The sequence below is a fragment of the Janthinobacterium aquaticum genome (assembly GCF_009208565.1).
In the GTDB taxonomy this organism is placed as follows: Bacteria; Pseudomonadota; Gammaproteobacteria; order Burkholderiales; family Burkholderiaceae_D; genus Janthinobacterium.
Map to the genome: position 1 here is coordinate 23,330 of NZ_WFLK01000022.1, position 14,184 is coordinate 37,513.

The 14,184-nt window shown below is 64.0% G+C and carries 14 protein-coding genes; 8 read left to right on the forward strand and 6 right to left on the reverse strand.

The genetic code is table 11. From position 1 onward, the window contains the following. Positions 1-81: 81 nt before the first annotated feature. On the forward strand, positions 82-2,169 hold the full coding sequence (locus GCM43_RS24820; RefSeq protein ID WP_226929656.1) for a TonB-dependent receptor domain-containing protein: 2,088 nt from the start codon (positions 82-84) through the stop codon (positions 2,167-2,169). Positions 2,170-2,326: 157 nt separating this feature from the next. Here the strand turns inward: GCM43_RS24820 and ugpQ are convergent, their stop codons facing one another. Further along, a complete protein-coding gene (gene ugpQ / locus GCM43_RS24825; protein WP_152248550.1) occupies positions 2,327-3,067 on the reverse strand; it encodes a glycerophosphodiester phosphodiesterase in 741 nt (246 codons plus the stop codon). A gap of 189 nt (positions 3,068-3,256) precedes the next feature. Between ugpQ and GCM43_RS24830 the strand changes: the two genes are divergently transcribed. Both GCM43_RS24830 and GCM43_RS24835 read left to right on the forward strand, forming a co-directional pair. Continuing rightward, entirely contained in the window at positions 3,257-4,402 is a 1,146-nt protein-coding gene (locus GCM43_RS24830) for a sensor histidine kinase (protein ID WP_152248551.1), read from the forward strand. Positions 4,403-4,410: 8 nt separating this feature from the next. Further along, a complete protein-coding gene (locus GCM43_RS24835; protein WP_152248552.1) occupies positions 4,411-5,256 on the forward strand; it encodes a LytR/AlgR family response regulator transcription factor in 846 nt (281 codons plus the stop codon). Between the two features lie 17 nt (positions 5,257-5,273). Here GCM43_RS24835 and GCM43_RS24840 read toward each other — a convergent pair whose 3' ends face one another. Further along, entirely contained in the window at positions 5,274-6,512 is a 1,239-nt protein-coding gene (locus GCM43_RS24840) for an MFS transporter (RefSeq protein WP_152248553.1), read from the reverse strand. A 110-nt stretch (positions 6,513-6,622) separates the two neighbouring features. Here GCM43_RS24840 and GCM43_RS24845 point away from each other — a divergent pair, with 110 nt between their 5' ends. Next, positions 6,623-7,525: a LysR family transcriptional regulator gene (locus GCM43_RS24845; protein WP_152248554.1), complete on the forward strand. Its 903-nt coding sequence runs from the start codon at positions 6,623-6,625 to the stop codon at positions 7,523-7,525. A gap of 15 nt (positions 7,526-7,540) precedes the next feature. On the opposite strand, the gene GCM43_RS24850 is transcribed toward GCM43_RS24845, so the two are convergent. Then, entirely contained in the window at positions 7,541-8,443 is a 903-nt protein-coding gene (locus tag GCM43_RS24850; RefSeq protein WP_152248555.1) for a LysR family transcriptional regulator, read from the reverse strand. Between the two features lie 121 nt (positions 8,444-8,564). Here GCM43_RS24850 and GCM43_RS24855 point away from each other — a divergent pair, with 121 nt between their 5' ends. The 4 genes from GCM43_RS24855 to GCM43_RS24870 all read left to right on the forward strand — a co-directional run bounded on the left by GCM43_RS24855 (position 8,565) and on the right by GCM43_RS24870 (position 11,941). Beyond that, positions 8,565-9,863, forward strand: coding sequence for a CitMHS family transporter (locus tag GCM43_RS24855; protein WP_152248556.1), 1,299 nt, complete (start codon positions 8,565-8,567; stop codon positions 9,861-9,863). A gap of 28 nt (positions 9,864-9,891) precedes the next feature. After that, complete coding sequence (locus tag GCM43_RS24860) at positions 9,892-11,229, forward strand: acyclic terpene utilization AtuA family protein (RefSeq protein WP_152248557.1); 1,338 nt, start codon at positions 9,892-9,894, stop codon at positions 11,227-11,229. Between the two features lies 1 nt (position 11,230). After that, entirely contained in the window at positions 11,231-11,566 is a 336-nt protein-coding gene (locus GCM43_RS24865; protein ID WP_152248558.1) for an AtuA-related protein, read from the forward strand. A gap of 75 nt (positions 11,567-11,641) precedes the next feature. Then, on the forward strand, positions 11,642-11,941 hold the full coding sequence (locus tag GCM43_RS24870; RefSeq protein WP_152248559.1) for a YciI family protein: 300 nt from the start codon (positions 11,642-11,644) through the stop codon (positions 11,939-11,941). A 14-nt stretch (positions 11,942-11,955) separates the two neighbouring features. On the opposite strand, the gene GCM43_RS24875 is transcribed toward GCM43_RS24870, so the two are convergent. The 3 genes from GCM43_RS24875 to GCM43_RS24885 are packed head-to-tail and all read right to left on the reverse strand — an operon-like array spanning position 11,956 to position 14,148. Further along, positions 11,956-12,828, reverse strand: a complete 873-nt coding sequence (locus GCM43_RS24875) for a DUF6178 family protein (RefSeq protein WP_152248560.1) — start codon at positions 12,826-12,828, stop codon at positions 11,956-11,958. A gap of 20 nt (positions 12,829-12,848) precedes the next feature. Next, positions 12,849-13,646: a hypothetical protein gene (locus GCM43_RS24880; protein ID WP_152248561.1), complete on the reverse strand. Its 798-nt coding sequence runs from the start codon at positions 13,644-13,646 to the stop codon at positions 12,849-12,851. Beyond that, positions 13,636-14,148, reverse strand: a complete 513-nt coding sequence (locus GCM43_RS24885; RefSeq protein ID WP_152248562.1) for a hypothetical protein — start codon at positions 14,146-14,148, stop codon at positions 13,636-13,638. Before GCM43_RS24885 ends, GCM43_RS24880 begins: the two co-directional genes overlap by 11 nt. Between the last annotated feature and the right edge of the window lie 36 nt (positions 14,149-14,184).

Consider the following 14,184-nt stretch of genomic DNA (forward strand, 5'->3'; position numbering starts at 1 on the left):
TATCATTATCAACGAACCGTGCCAAATCAGCATGGTGATGCCCAGCCCCAGCATACCGATACACGATAAAGGAATTGCCGCATGTCCGTACCACGCCCCCTGCACCGCCCTACTCCACTCGCGCTGGCCCTGATGCTGGCCTTTGCCGCGCCAGCGTCCGTACTGGCGCAGCAGGCGCCCACCATGCCGGCCGTCACCGTCTCGGCCAGCGCCCTGTCGCTGGGCAGCGATGACATGAGCACGCCCGTGACCGTATTGGAAGGCGATGAACTGGTGCGCACCCGCGAAGCAACACTGGGCGAAACGCTGGCCAACCAGCCCGGCATTACGTCGAGCCATTTTGGCGCCGGCGCCAGCCGCCCGATTATCCGCGGCATGGATGGTCCGCGCGTGAAGGTCTTGTCCGATGGCGCCGAAGTGCAGGATGCGTCGACCATCAGTCCCGACCATGCGGTCGCTGCCGAGCCGATGCTGTCGCAGCAAATCGAAGTGCTGCGCGGCCCGTCGGCGCTGGCCTATGGCGGCGGCGCCGTGGGCGGCGTGGTCAACGTGATCGACAACAAGGTGCCGACCCGCGTGCCGGCCAAAGGCATCGAAGGCAGCGCCGAATTGCGCGCCAATAGCGGCGCACGCGAAAAGGCCGGCGCCTTTGAAGTGACTGGCGGCTCGGGCAATATCGCCTTCCATGCCGAAGGCGTCAAGCGCGATGCCAAGGAGTACAAGGTCGGCAGCGGCTGGCAGGACGGATCAAAAGTGGCCGGCAGCTACAACCAGACCGATACGGCCAGCGCCGGCGTGTCGTGGGTCGGTGCACGCGGTTTCCTGGGCCTGGCCTTTACCAGCCAGCACGCCGAGTATGGCCTGCCCGGCCACAACCATGAATTTGAAAGCTGCCATCCGCACGGCGACCATCTGCACTGCGGCGGCCACGACGACCACGATCACGAAGGCGAGCATGAAGAAGGCGAAGACCACGATCATGAGCACGAGCACGGCGAGGTGCCTTACGTGAAAATGAAAAGCGAGCGCTGGGACGTGCGCGGCGAACTGCGCGACCCACTGCCCGGCTTTGCCCGCCTGCGCCTGCGCGCTGCCTTTACCGACTACAAGCACGATGAAATCGAAGGCACGGAAGTGGCCACCACCTTCAAAAACAAGGGCCACGACGCGCGCCTGGAAATGGAACATCTGCCGATCGTCGGCTGGCGCGGCGTGGTCGGCCTGCAGACGACCAGACGCGACTTTTCGGCGCTGGGCGAGGAAGCATACGTGCTGCCAACCGTGACCAAGAAGCACGCGGCCTTCCTGGTCGAGGAATACAACCTGGCGCAATGGCGTTTCGAAGCGGGGCTGCGCCACGAGTGGCAGGATATCGATGTCGACAGCGCCACCCTGCAAAACCACAGCGACAAAGGCACCTCCATCTCGCTGGGCGCGGTATGGAAATTTGCGCCGCAGTATTCGCTCGGCTCGACCCTGTCGCGCACGCACCGCCTGCCGACCGCCGAGGAGCTGTACGCCAACGGCGTGCACATGGCCACCGCCACCTACGAACTGGGCAACCAGAACCTGGGCAAGGAAACGTCGAACAATATCGACCTGACGCTGCGCAAATACGCGGGCACCACCACCTTTATGGCCAGCGCTTACCGCAACAAGATCGACAACTATATCTACGGCTCGACGCTGGACGCGCACGAAGGCTTCCAGCTGATCCAGTACGCCCAGCGCGACGCGACCTTTACCGGCGTGGAAGGCCAGATCCGCCAGCAACTGAACCCGATGTTCGGCGCCAGCGTGTTTGGCGACTACGTACGCGCCAGGCTGGCCGATGGCGGCGAGGCGGGCAATCGCAACCTGCCGCGCATCCCGGCCCAGCGCCTGGGCGTGCGCTTCTACGCCAACTGGCAATCCTGGAGCGGCGTGGCCGAGTTCTACCGCGTGAGCAAACAGGACAAGGTCGCCGCCTTCGAAACAGCCACGCCCGGCTACAATATGCTCAACCTGTCGGCCAGCTACGACACCCGCCTCGGCAACACGCCAGCGCAGTTCTACCTGAAGGCCAACAACCTGACCAATGAGCTGGCCTACAGCCACACCTCATTCATCAAGAACGCGGCGCCGCTGATGGGCCGCAATCTGACGGCGGGGGTGCGGGTGACGTTTTAATTTGAAGCGATAGCATTGTTGGCGGCGCCGTTGTCGGATTACGCGCCCCCTGCGGGCGCGCTAATCCGACCTACGCCCTGGCTCGGCGTGCGTCGGGTAGGTCGGGTTAGCGCGCAGCGCGTAACCCGACAACATCGGCAAAACCCGACAACATCGATCACCCAGCCGCAATCAAATCAATCCGGTCTGTACAAAACCCATCCACGCCCCACCCCAGCAACTCTTCTGCGCGCGCCAGCGTATTGACGGTATAGCAGAACACCCCGAACCCCTGCGCCTTGATTGCCTGCACCTGCTCGTGCGTCAGCTGCGTATGGTCGCAATGCATGGACACCACGCCCAGCGCGCGCGCCTGCGCCAGCCAGTCTGCCGGCAACGCTTCGACCAGCCAGCCGCGCGGCAGTTCCGGCGCTGCAGCGCGCGCCGCCTGCAGGGCCTCGGTGCTGAACGAGGCCAACAGCGGCAACAGCGTGCCGGCAGCAATCTCGCCGGCAAACGCCGCCTGCGTGGCCTGCGCCACCACCTGCCCGGTCTGAACCTCGAAGCCGGGCGCCGGCTTGATTTCGATATTCATCCAGATATGGTGCTCGCGGCAATAAGCCATAAACGCTGCAAACGACGGCACGCCCTCGCCGGCAAACTGCGGGCCAAACCAGCTGCCGGCGTCCATGGCAGCCAGTTCGCTGGCCGTATGCTCGTTGATCTTGCCGCTGCCGGCCACGGTACGCCCCAGTTCGGGATCGTGCATGATGACCGGCACGCCGTCGCCGGCCAGCATCACGTCGAACTCCACCGCGCGGTAGCCGTAAGCGAGGCCGCAGCGCAGGGCCGCCACGGTATTTTCAGGCGCCAGGGTGCCGCCGCCGCGGTGCGCCAGTCTCTTTGGATAGGGCCACATGATGATCCTTGGTCGATAGAAGAATAAGCTGCATACTAGCGCGCATGGCACGCAAAAAGCAAAGCATGTCCGGTTTGGCGCCGTGGCGATCTGTCTGGCGCCGCACCAGCGCTGTTTCGTCGCAGCGGCGTTGCGCTGGCGCCGCACTGGCAACACAATGCCCTATCGACCATCAAACCTCAGCCACCCATGTCCAGCCCAACAAAGCCTTCCAGCGCCAGCACCCAGCGAACAGGATGGCGCCGCTCACGCTACTACCGCATGCTGCCCGATGCGCGCTACGCCATTGCCTTCAATGTGGTCTGCGCACTGGTGATTACCTACCTGCTCAATCCCGGCAGCAGCCTGGGCCGCAATCTGGTGGCCTCGATGTGCATCGGCACCATCGCCTTTGTGCTGATCGACGGCGCGCGCCTGACCATCTGGGGCGAGAAGCAGCGCCCAAAAACGCTGCCGCTGCTGGCCATTATCCTGGTATCAGTGCCGGTGGCGCAGTGGCTGGGCCTGCATTTATTTACCTGGCTGACCGATGCCAAGGTCAAGGCCCTGACCACTTTTGATACGGCCGAAGTGGTGGCCAACCTGGTCTTTACGCTGGTGGTGACGGGCGTGGCCGTGGTGTTTTTTGCCAGCCGCGAAAAAATGTCGCGCCTGCAGGCCGTTGCCGCCAATGAAAAAGCGCGCGCCGAACAGGAAGCGCGCCAGGCCATGCAGGCGCAGCTGCAACTGCTGCAGGCACAGATCGAACCGCATATGCTGTTCAATACGCTGGCCAACCTGCAGGGATTGATCAGCTTTGATCCCGAGCGCGCCCAACTGCTGCTCGACAACCTGATCCAGTACCTGCGCGCCACGCTCAGCTCTTCGCGCGCACAATCGACCACGCTGGGCCAGGAGTTTGCGCTGATGGAAGCCTACCTGGGCCTGATGGCCATTCGCATGGGCGCGCGCCTGCGCTATACGCTGGAACTGCCTGCGACGCTGCAGCAGACCAGCGTGCCGCCGATGCTGCTGCAGCCGCTGGTGGAAAACGCCATCCAGCACGGGCTGGAGCCGAAGATCGAAGGCGGCCATATCCATGTTACGGCCGACAGCGATCAAGGACAACTGGTCATCACAGTACACGACAACGGCCTCGGCCTCGACCATCCGGGCCAGAGCAAGGGCACGCATCTGGGCGTAAGCAATATCCGCGAACGCCTGCAGGCCATGTTCGGCGCCCAAGCGAGTCTGGCGCTGGACGCCAATCCGGACGCTGGCGTGACAGCACGCCTGAGCCTGCCTGCGCAACCCTGTCCAACCACCACCTCAACCATCTTGTGCCAACAACCATGAGCCTATCCATGACACCTCCACCGGCGCTGCGCGCGCTGATCGCCGAAGACGAACCGATACTGGCTGCCGCCCTCAAGCACGCGCTGCACCGCCTGTGGCCCGAACTTGAGGTGGTCGCTACCTGCGCCAATGGCGTCGAAGCGCTGCAGCAAGGCCTGGCGCTGCTGCCTGACATTTTGTTCATGGACATCAAAATGCCGGGCAAGACCGGACTGGAAGCGGCCGAAGAACTGGCCGAGCAGTGGCCGCAAGACCGCCCCTTCCCGCCCATCGTGTTCGTCACCGCCTATGACGAATATGCGCTGGCCGCCTTCGAGCAGGCCGCTGCCGATTACGTGCTCAAGCCCGTCAACGATGCGCGCCTGGGCAAGACCATTAGCCGCCTGCAGCAGCGCCTGGCGCAGGTCCCTGTTGCGCCTGCAGCAGCTGAAGAACTGGCGCCGATAGTACAGGCGGCACCGGCGGCGCCAGCCGACCCGAACCTGGCCAGCCTGCTGACGCAGTTGCAGGCGATGACGGCGTCCGCTCCGCGCCTGCAGATGATCCGCGCGGCAGTGGGCAACAGCGTGCGCATGATCCCGGTGGGCGAGGTGCTGTATTTTGAGGCGCTCGACAAATACATCAATGTGGTGTGCCGCGACAGCGAAGCGCTGATCCGCACCAGCCTGAAAGAGTTGCTGCCACAGCTCGATCCGCAGCAGTTCTGGCAGATACATCGCGGCACCATCGTCAACGCCAGCGCGATTGCCACTGCGGTGCGCGACGAAGCGGGCAAGCTGTCGCTGACGCTGCGCCAGCATGCGGCGCAACTGCGCGTCAGCCCTTTGTATGCGCATCTGTTCCGGCAGATGTAAGCAAAGATGTACGCAACTCAGGCCACAGCCACCCGCGGCCCCAGCGGCTGAAGGTGGCGCAGGCGCAGGGTAATCAACAGACCGCTGCCGAGACAGACACCGAGCATGGCCACCACCCCGCTCCAGCCATGCCAGCCCCACATGGTGCCGGTGGCCGAGCCGATCAGGCTCGAACCGAGGTAGTAGAACAGCAGGTAAAAAGCGGAAGCCAGCGCCTGCGGTGCGCGGGCGCGACGGCTGACCCAGCTGCTGGCGATCGAGTGCGAGGCAAAAAAGCCGAAGGTGGCCAGGGCCATGCCGGCCACGATCAGCACCAGCGAATCGAACAGCGTCAGCAAAATACCGGACAGCATCACCGACAGCATAATCCACAGCACGCCGCGCCGGCCCAGCCGGTCGACCAGGCGGCCAGCCCAGACCGAGCTGAAGATACCGATCAGGTACAAAAACGCCAGCAGGCCAACCGTACTCTGGCGCAGGCCGAACGGCGCGGCCAGCAGGCGGTAGCCGATATAGTTGTACAGGCTGACAAAGCAGCCCATCAGCACAAAGGCCAGGCAGAACAGCCACGGCAGGCCGGCGTCGGAGAAATGCTGGCGCATCGCATGCGGCAGCGCGTCCCAGCCGCGCGTGCTGCGCGTGAAGTGGCGCGAGGCAGGCAGGCTGCGCCAGAATTCGGCCGCCGCCACGATACCGGCCACGCCCAGTACGCCCAGCGCCCAGCGCCACGACAGATAGTCGCTGAGCAAGGAAGCCACCAGCCGCCCCGACATGCCGCCAAAGGCGCTGCCGGCAATATACAAGCCCATCGACAGGCCCAGCGACGGCGGATCGATTTCCTCACCCAGATAGGCCATGGCCACGGCCGGCATGCCGCCCAGCGCAATGCCGAGCGCCGCGCGCACGGCCAGCAGCTGCGCAAAGTCCTGTGCAAACGCCGACAGCACCGTCAGCACCGCCGCGCTGGCCATCGAGGCCACCATCAGCGGCTTGCGGCCGATGCGATCCGACACTGCGCTCAGCAGCACCAGCGAAATGGCCAGCAGGCCGCTCGAGACCGACAGCGACCAGCTGCTTTGCGCAGCCGTCAGGTGAAACTGATGCGACAGCAGCGGAAACAGCGGCTGGATGCAGTACAGCAGGCTGAAGGTGGAAAAGCCGCCAAAGAACAGCGCGCGGTTGGTGCGCGTAAATGCCAGCGTGCCCTTGACGATACGGGTGGTGGCAGGCTGGGCGGCTTGATGGGCGTCGGACATGATGTGATCGAAAGAAAGCGATCATTCATCATAGGATTGCACCTTTATATAGTCCAATATATATTTAAGGCCCAACTCATACTTTAAACAGATAACAGAAAGTCTGCCCTATGGAACTGCGCCATCTGCGTTACTTCGTTGCCGTGGCAGAGGAATTGCACTTTACGCGCGCGGCCGAGCGGCTGCATATTGGCCAGCCGCCGCTGAGCCAGCAGATCCAGGCGCTGGAAGCCGAACTGGGCGCGCAGCTGTTCGAGCGCAGCAAGCGCTCGGTGCGCCTGACCGAGGCGGGCCGGCTGTTCCTGCTTGATGCGCGCCAGATTCTGGCGCTGTCCGAGCGCGCCGCCGTCACGGCCCAGCGCGCCCAGCGCGGCGAAGCCGGCGAACTGCGCATCGGCTTTACCTTTTCCACCCCATTCACGCCCTACTTTGCCACCGTGATCAACCGCTACCGGCAGCAGTTCCCGCATGTGACCTTGACCCTGCACGAAATGGCAACCCTGCATCAGCTCACGGCGATTTCAGCGCGGCAGATGGACCTGGGGCTGGTGCGCCCACCCGAGACGGACTGCCCGGCCGACATTACGCTGACCGAGCTGCGGCGCGATCCGCTCATGCTGGTGCTGCCCACGGCGCACCGGCTGGCCGCGCAGGAGACCATTGCGATTGCCGACATGGCCGGCGAAGACTTCGTGATGTATCCGAAAGACGCCGGCACCGGCATCTACCTGCAGATATTGCGTCTGTGCCGCGCTGCCGGCTTTACGCCGCACGTGGCGCAGGAGGCCAACGAGGCCTCGACCATTATCGGCCTGGTGGCAGCCGGCTGCGGCATCTCAGTGTTGCCGTCGTCGTTCGACCGTATCCGCATGGACGGCATCTGCTACCGGCCGATTGCGGATGCCGAAGCGACCACCAGCCTGCTGCTGGCGCAACGACAGGACGATAGCTCGCCCCTGGTGGCCGCCTTTGTGCAGCTGGCGCAGGAAGCGGCCAGGCATGGCGGTGTTTGAAAACACGCGCCTCGTTTACCCGCCAACCACGCTACTGCCCAACCGCAACTCGATCAGCTCCAGCATGCCCTGCGCCGCCACCGACAGGCTGCGCTGGGTGGCCAGCAGGATCGGCCGTTCGGGCTGGCCGGCGGCCAGTGGCACGGCTATCAGGTCGAGTTTTTTGAACTGGAACAGCGTCAGCGCCGGCACCAGCGCCACGCCCAGGCCCTGCTCGACCAGGCCAGCCACGGTGGCCAGGTGCTCGACTTCCAGCCCGCTGTCGCGCACGGCGATGCCCTGCGTAAGCAGCTCGACATGCTGGCGCACGCTGGTCGACTTGGCCAGGTGGATCAGCTCGCAGCCGGCCAGGTCGGGCAACAGCACGCGGCGCTTGCGCGCCAGCCGATGGTCGCGCCGGCAGACCAGATAGAACGGATCGCTGCACAGGCTGCGCGTTTCAAACTCGGCCAGGCGCGCACTGGGCGCGGTAATGGCCAGGTCGACCTTGCCCTGTCGCAGCAGGTTCAGGCACTGGTCCGACAGCGCGTCATGCAGCTGCACGCTCACGCCCGGATAGCTGGCGCGGTATTCGGCAATCACGGCCGGCAGGCCATGGGCAGCGAGCGACGGCAGCGCGGCAATCGCCACTCTGCCCTTGCGGCGCGCCACGTAGTCGCTCATATTGCCGAAGGCTGCTTCCATATCGGCCAGCAGGCCGCGCGCCACCTCGACAAACATCTCGCCTTCCACCGTCAGCGTGACATTGCGCGTATCGCGCTCGACCAGCCTGGCGCCGAGCGCTATTTCAAGTTTTCTGATCACGGCGCTGAAGGCCGATTGCGACAGATGGCAGCGCTCGGCCGCGCGCGTGAAATGGCGGCAGTCGGCCAGCGCCACAAAGGCCTGCAGCAGTTTGCTGGAAATATTGGGCAGCATGGTTTAACTCGAAAAACAGCATAATCATGCTGAAAAATCGATTTTACAATATAAAGCACCGGCAGCAGAATGGCCTCAAACCCCGCACAGACGGGCGCACAACATCAACGGAGACATCACCATGCTGGCCCTGCTCGGACTTTGCACCATCGCTATTTTATTGGCGGCCATCCTTACCAAGAAAATGTCGCCGCTGGTGGCATTGATTACCATCCCCATCGTCGCGGCCCTGATCGGCGGCTTCGGCATGGAGACCTCGAAATTCATCGTGGCCGGCATTACCAATATCGCGCCGGTGGCCGGCATGTTCGTGTTTGCCATCCTGTTCTTCGGCATCGTGACCGACGCCGGCATGCTCGACCCGGTCATCAGCGGCATCCTGCGCGTGGTTGGCAGCCGGCCCAGCCGCATCGTGCCGGGCACCGCGCTGCTGGCGCTGCTGATCCACCTTGATGGTTCGGGCGCCGTCACCTTTTTGGTGACGATCCCTGCCATGCTGCCGCTGTACACGCGCCTCGGCATCGACCGGCGCATCCTGGCCTGCGTGGCCTCCCTGGCAGCCGGCGTCAACTTCCTGCCATGGACCGGCCCCATGATCCGCGCCTCGGCTGCGCTGCATATTCCCGTGTCCGATATTTTCATGCCGCTCATTCCGGTGCAGCTGATCGGCCTGGTATTCGTATTTGGCGTCGCCTACTACCTGGGCCGCAAGGAGGAAATCCGCCTGGGCTTGACCGCCGGCGCACCGGCCGGCTTTGTGCAGATGCATGAGCTGACCGAGGCCGAAGCGGCGATCCGCCGGCCCAAAAACTTCTGGATCAATATCGCCCTGACGGTGGTAGTGCTGGGCGTGATGATCAGCGGCAAAGTCGATCCGGTGGTGATGTTCATGATCGGCGTGGTGCTGGCCCTGATGATCAATTACCCGAACGCCGACATGCAGCGCGCCCGCATCGACGCCCATGCCAGGGCCGCGCTGCTGATGGCCAGCATCCTGTTTGCCGCCGGTGTATTTACCGGCATCATGAACAAGTCCGGCATGCTGACAGCCATGGCCAAGACGGCGGTCGGCTTCGTGCCGCCGGAAATGGCCTCGCATATCCCGGCCGTGCTGGGCGTGCTGTCGATGCCGCTGTCGATGCTGTTCGATCCCGACTCGTTCTACTTTGGCGTGCTGCCGGTGGTGGCCGAAGTGAGCAAGATGCTGGGCGTGGAACCGATCCAGGTGGCGCAGGCGGCATTACTGGGCCAGATGACCACCGGCTTTCCCGTCAGCCCTTTGACACCGGCTACTTTTCTGGTGGCCGGCCTGGCCGGCGTCGACCTGGCAGACCATCAGAAGTACACCTTCAAATACCTGTTTGCCGCCTCGATCGTGATGACCATCAGCTGCATTTTGCTAGGCATCTTTCCGCTGTAAGCACCTTTTCGCAAAGCAGGAGCATCGCATGAACACTATTCGCATCGGCGCCGGCGCCGGCTATTCCGGCGACCGTATCGAGCCCGCCGTCGAGCTGGCCGAATATGGCCAGCTCGACTACCTGATCTTCGAATGCCTGGCCGAACGCACCATTGCGCTGGCCCAGCAGGCGCGCCGGAAGGACCCCGAGCAAGGCTACGATCCGCTGCTCGAAGAGCGCATGCGCGCCGTGCTGCGCCCGTGCCACGCCAACGGCGTGCGCATCCTGACCAATATGGGCGCGGCCAACCCGCTCACGGCCGCGCGCAAGATCCGCCAGATCGCGCGCGAACTGGGCCTGCCCGACCTGCGCGTGGCAGCAGTGACCGGCGACGATGTGCTGGCGCTGGTCACCGGCGGCGACTACCTGGACGACAGCGGCGCGCCGGTAGCGCAACTGGGTGACCGGCTGCTGTCGGCCAACGCCTATCTGGGGGCGCAGCCGCTGGTCGACGCGCTGGCGCAAGGGGCCGACGTAATCGTCACCGGCCGCATTGCCGACCCGGCGCTGGTGCTGGCGCCGCTGATCCATGCGTTCGGCTGGGCCATGGACGACTGGCACAAGCTGGGCCAGGGCACGCTGGCCGGCCATCTGCTCGAATGCGCGGGCCAGGTCAGCGGCGGCTATTTTGCCGACCCGGGCTACAAGGATGTCGCCAATCTCGCACGCCTCGGTTTTCCGATTGCCGAAATCGATGCGGACGGCAGCCTGGTAATCACCAAGGTTGCCGGCTCGGGCGGTGCCGTGACGGTGGCGACCTGCACCGAACAGCTGCTGTATGAAATCCACGACCCGGCCGCCTATTTGACGCCCGACGTGGTGGCCGATTTTTCACACGTATCGATGACGCAGCTTGAACCTGACCGGGTGGCCGTTGCCGGCGCTACCGGCCACCCGAAAAGCGGGCTGCTAAAAGTCACGCTCGGCTACCTCGACAGCCATATCGGCGAGGGCCAGATATCGTACGCCGGCCCCGGCGCCCTGGCGCGCGCGCAGCTGGCGCAGGCCATCGTGGCCGAGCGCTTGCAGCTGTGCGGCGTGCAGACGGAAGAGCTGCGCTTTGACATGATCGGCGTGAACGCCATCTATGGCGCCCAGCTCTCGAACTCGCATGGCGAACCGTATGAAGTGCGCCTGCGCGTGACCGGCCGCACCGCCAGCCTGAAGGAAGCGGCGCGTATCGGAAACGAGGTTGAAACGCTGTACACCTGTGGCCCGTCAGGCGGCGGCGGCGCGACCAAATCGGCGCGCGAAGTGGTGGCCGTGCGCGCCACGCTGGTCGATGGCGCGCTGGTTCATCCAACCATCCACTTCGGGGAGCAATAACATGACAGCCGAAACATTACAACGGCGTGTACAACTGCGCGAGCTGGCGCATGCACGCGCCGGCGACAAGGGCAATATCTCCAACCTGTCGCTGATCGCCTACAAGGCCGAAGACTATGCCCTGCTGCTGCGCGAAGTCACACCGGAACGCGTGCGCGCGCATTTTGCCGGCGTGGTGCATGGCGCGGTGACACGCCACGAGCTGCCGCAACTGGGCGCGCTCAACTTCGTGATGCAGCAGGCGCTGGGCGGCGGCGTCACGCGCTCGCTGGCGCTCGACGCGCACGGCAAATGCCTGGGCGCGGCGCTCCTGGCTATGGAAATTGCGGCCGAATGACGACTTTCTGCAAGGCTGGTGCACCTCGCTTAGAATAAGCCGGTTCCTCATCCCAACCCGAACCGGAGTGACCGCATGATCTTTGTTTTCCACCTGACCGACAAACCGGACAGCGCCCATATCCGCAACAGCGTGCGCCCCGAGCACAAGGCCTACCTGGGCCAGCAGGCCGAGCGCATGGCCTTTGCCGGCCCCCTGACCAGCGACGACGGCACCGCCATGATCGGCAGCCTGCTGGCGATCGACTTCCCTGACCGCGCAGCAGCGCAGAGTTGGCTGGCCAACGAGCCGTTTACCAAAGCCGGGTTATATGCCGAGGTGAAGATCCACGCTTTCAATAACCTGTGGCCGCAAAAGGTGGGGTTTCCCGCATAATCCGACATGCTGTTTCAAGCATAATCGGCATCAAGCTCCGAGCCCGCATAATTTTCCAGCTCTTCAAACAGCTTTTTCATGCTGGTGCGGGTGAGGATTTTATGCACGATGGTGCCGCCGCGGCGGTAGATGGCCAGGCGTTCTTCCAGCACCGGGTGGTGCTGCACCGGCACCTTGGCCAGCAGCGCGGCCCAGCCTTCTTCAAAGTCGGGCTTGTTCTTGCGCACCGAGCGCACGAAACGCTCGAACTCCTTCTGCCCCGTGCGCGCCATGATGCGCCCGCCGCCTTCGATGGCAAAGATAATGGCCAGCGCAATCACGCCTTCGGCGTTCAGGTCGGCGTCGCTGACCGGGCCGTTGTCGTGATGGCGGCGTAGCCAGCTGGCCAGGCGCACCACGGCCTGCACCTGCTTGCGCTGCTGCAGCTGAAGTGCATACTTTTCAAAGCCAGCCCAGTTCTGGTTCGGATCGGCCTGGCAGATATCGACAAACAGCTCGCGCAGGCGGCGCGCCAGATAGACCGGGTCCTGGTCGTACTCGCCCACCAGCGCGTCTTCGGGCAGCTGCGACAGCTCCTTGATCAGGCGAAAACCGACTTGGAACGCATGTTCGGCGCCATGCTCGACCAGGAAGTCCAGCGCCGCATCGTCGCCATCGTGATGCAGCGCATGCTCGAGGCCCAGCGAGACGCAGCCGACCGTCAGGTACAGCGCTTTCTGGATACCGTCGGCGGTGCGCTCGTTGGTGAACTTCTCGGCCACCATGGCGGTAATGCCGGTCAGCTCGTCAGCCAGGCTCAAGGCGGCGTCCGGGCGCGGGTCGCCCGGCAGCAGCTTGATGGCGCGCACCAGGCGCGGCAGGTTTTCTACTACGATTGCTGGCAACATCAGTGTGCTTTTCCTTTCAATCAGGAGAAGATGCCGGTGCCCATGCTGCGGCGGGCGCCGGCGCGTGGCGTGCTGCGCGTGCTTGGCACCTGCTTGCGCAGGCGGTACAGCAGTTCCTTGGTGCTACGCTGGAGCATGGTCGGCTCTTCATCCGGGTCGTCCGAATATTCGGCGTCGGCCAGGTCGGCGCTGTGGCGGAAGTCCGGGAACAGCTCGAACAGCGAACGGTCCCAGCCGTCTTCATTGGCCTGCGCCAGTTCCAGCGCCAGCGGTATCACGTCGTTGTCGGAGGTGGTGATACCGGTGACATACGGGCCCTTGATCACGATCTCGCCGGCCAGCTCCAGGATTTCCTTGGGCGCCATCGAGAACAGAATCGCAAACGCGGTCGCGCCCCAGTCGGTAGCCGAGGCTTCCTGCAGCAGTGCCTGGCGGCGCTCGGCGTCGTCGGTGGAAAACACCACGCCGTGGATATGCGCAAACAGCGCTTCGGCCACGCGTTCCGGATCGTCCTCGATCTGGTCGTCGCTCCAGGTGGCGGCGATATAGGCCAGGCTGTCGGCCCAGGCCTTGGGCGGCACCAGCAGGGTGGCCAGCGACATCTTGCCGCCGTCAAAGCCGGCCAGGTGCAAGGCGGTCACTTGTGGCGGAATCGCGTTGAGCACTTCCACCACGGCCAGATCACCGTACTGGTCAGCCGCTTCGGCAAACGCTTCTTCGGCGTGGCCCAACGAGCCTGACAGCACCAGTTCGGTCACCTGTTTGGTCAGTGCTGGCAGATTGCTTTTTGCCGCGCTGTTTTCGTTGTTATCGGCCATGGTCATCTCCATCCTGGTCAAACATCTGGGCAAAATCGTCGGTGGCCTGCTCGTCGTCCATGTCATCGTCGCCGTCGTCATTGGCAGCGAGCTGGTCGAGCGACTGGTCGTCGTCGTCCCACAGGCGCGGGTGCTTGTGCAGGAAGGCGGTAATGATGGCCTGGCGCGCCAGCTCGGGAAAACTCTCTTCGATGGCGGCGTACATTTTGGCCGCTTCGCCGTCAGCACAGGAGGCCATGGCAAATACGCGCGCCGGGTCGCCGAATTCATAGTCTTCGGCTTCGGCCAGCAGGCCTTTCGGGTCATTAAAGCTGATCTGGTCGACCAGCGCAAAAGCCAGCATATTGACGTCCTCGATGCCGCCGCCGCTCGCGTATTCGCCGACCAGTGCATCGACCATCTGCTTGTAGTTCTTGCGGTTGGGCGGATCGCCCAGGATGCCTTCGATCTGGCCTTCGAGCTCGCGCGACTGGTACGCGAATTCCGGGTGTACTCTTCTCATGGTGTGCTTTCCAATATCATGCGCGGCGCCGCTCGT

Excerpts from the sequence above, each read along its gene's own strand:
- GCM43_RS24845 (WP_152248554.1), top strand. The coding sequence starts at position 6,623 with ATGGAACTGCGCCATCTGCGTTACTTCGTTGCCGTGGCAGAGGAATTG.
- GCM43_RS24880 (WP_152248561.1), bottom strand. The coding sequence starts at position 13,646 with ATGGCCGATAACAACGAAAACAGCGCGGCAAAAAGCAATCTGCCAGCA.
- GCM43_RS24885 (WP_152248562.1), bottom strand. The coding sequence starts at position 14,148 with ATGAGAAGAGTACACCCGGAATTCGCGTACCAGTCGCGCGAGCTCGAA.
- GCM43_RS24860 (WP_152248557.1), top strand. The coding sequence starts at position 9,892 with ATGAACACTATTCGCATCGGCGCCGGCGCCGGCTATTCCGGCGACCGT.
- GCM43_RS24840 (WP_152248553.1), bottom strand. The coding sequence starts at position 6,512 with ATGTCCGACGCCCATCAAGCCGCCCAGCCTGCCACCACCCGTATCGTC.
- GCM43_RS24870 (WP_152248559.1), top strand. The coding sequence starts at position 11,642 with ATGATCTTTGTTTTCCACCTGACCGACAAACCGGACAGCGCCCATATC.
- GCM43_RS24830 (WP_152248551.1), top strand. The coding sequence starts at position 3,257 with ATGTCCAGCCCAACAAAGCCTTCCAGCGCCAGCACCCAGCGAACAGGA.
- ugpQ (WP_152248550.1), bottom strand. The coding sequence starts at position 3,067 with ATGTGGCCCTATCCAAAGAGACTGGCGCACCGCGGCGGCGGCACCCTG.
- GCM43_RS24875 (WP_152248560.1), bottom strand. The coding sequence starts at position 12,828 with ATGTTGCCAGCAATCGTAGTAGAAAACCTGCCGCGCCTGGTGCGCGCC.
- GCM43_RS24855 (WP_152248556.1), top strand. The coding sequence starts at position 8,565 with ATGCTGGCCCTGCTCGGACTTTGCACCATCGCTATTTTATTGGCGGCC.
- GCM43_RS24835 (WP_152248552.1), top strand. The coding sequence starts at position 4,411 with ATGACACCTCCACCGGCGCTGCGCGCGCTGATCGCCGAAGACGAACCG.
- GCM43_RS24820 (WP_226929656.1), top strand. The coding sequence starts at position 82 with ATGTCCGTACCACGCCCCCTGCACCGCCCTACTCCACTCGCGCTGGCC.
- GCM43_RS24865 (WP_152248558.1), top strand. The coding sequence starts at position 11,231 with ATGACAGCCGAAACATTACAACGGCGTGTACAACTGCGCGAGCTGGCG.
- GCM43_RS24850 (WP_152248555.1), bottom strand. The coding sequence starts at position 8,443 with ATGCTGCCCAATATTTCCAGCAAACTGCTGCAGGCCTTTGTGGCGCTG.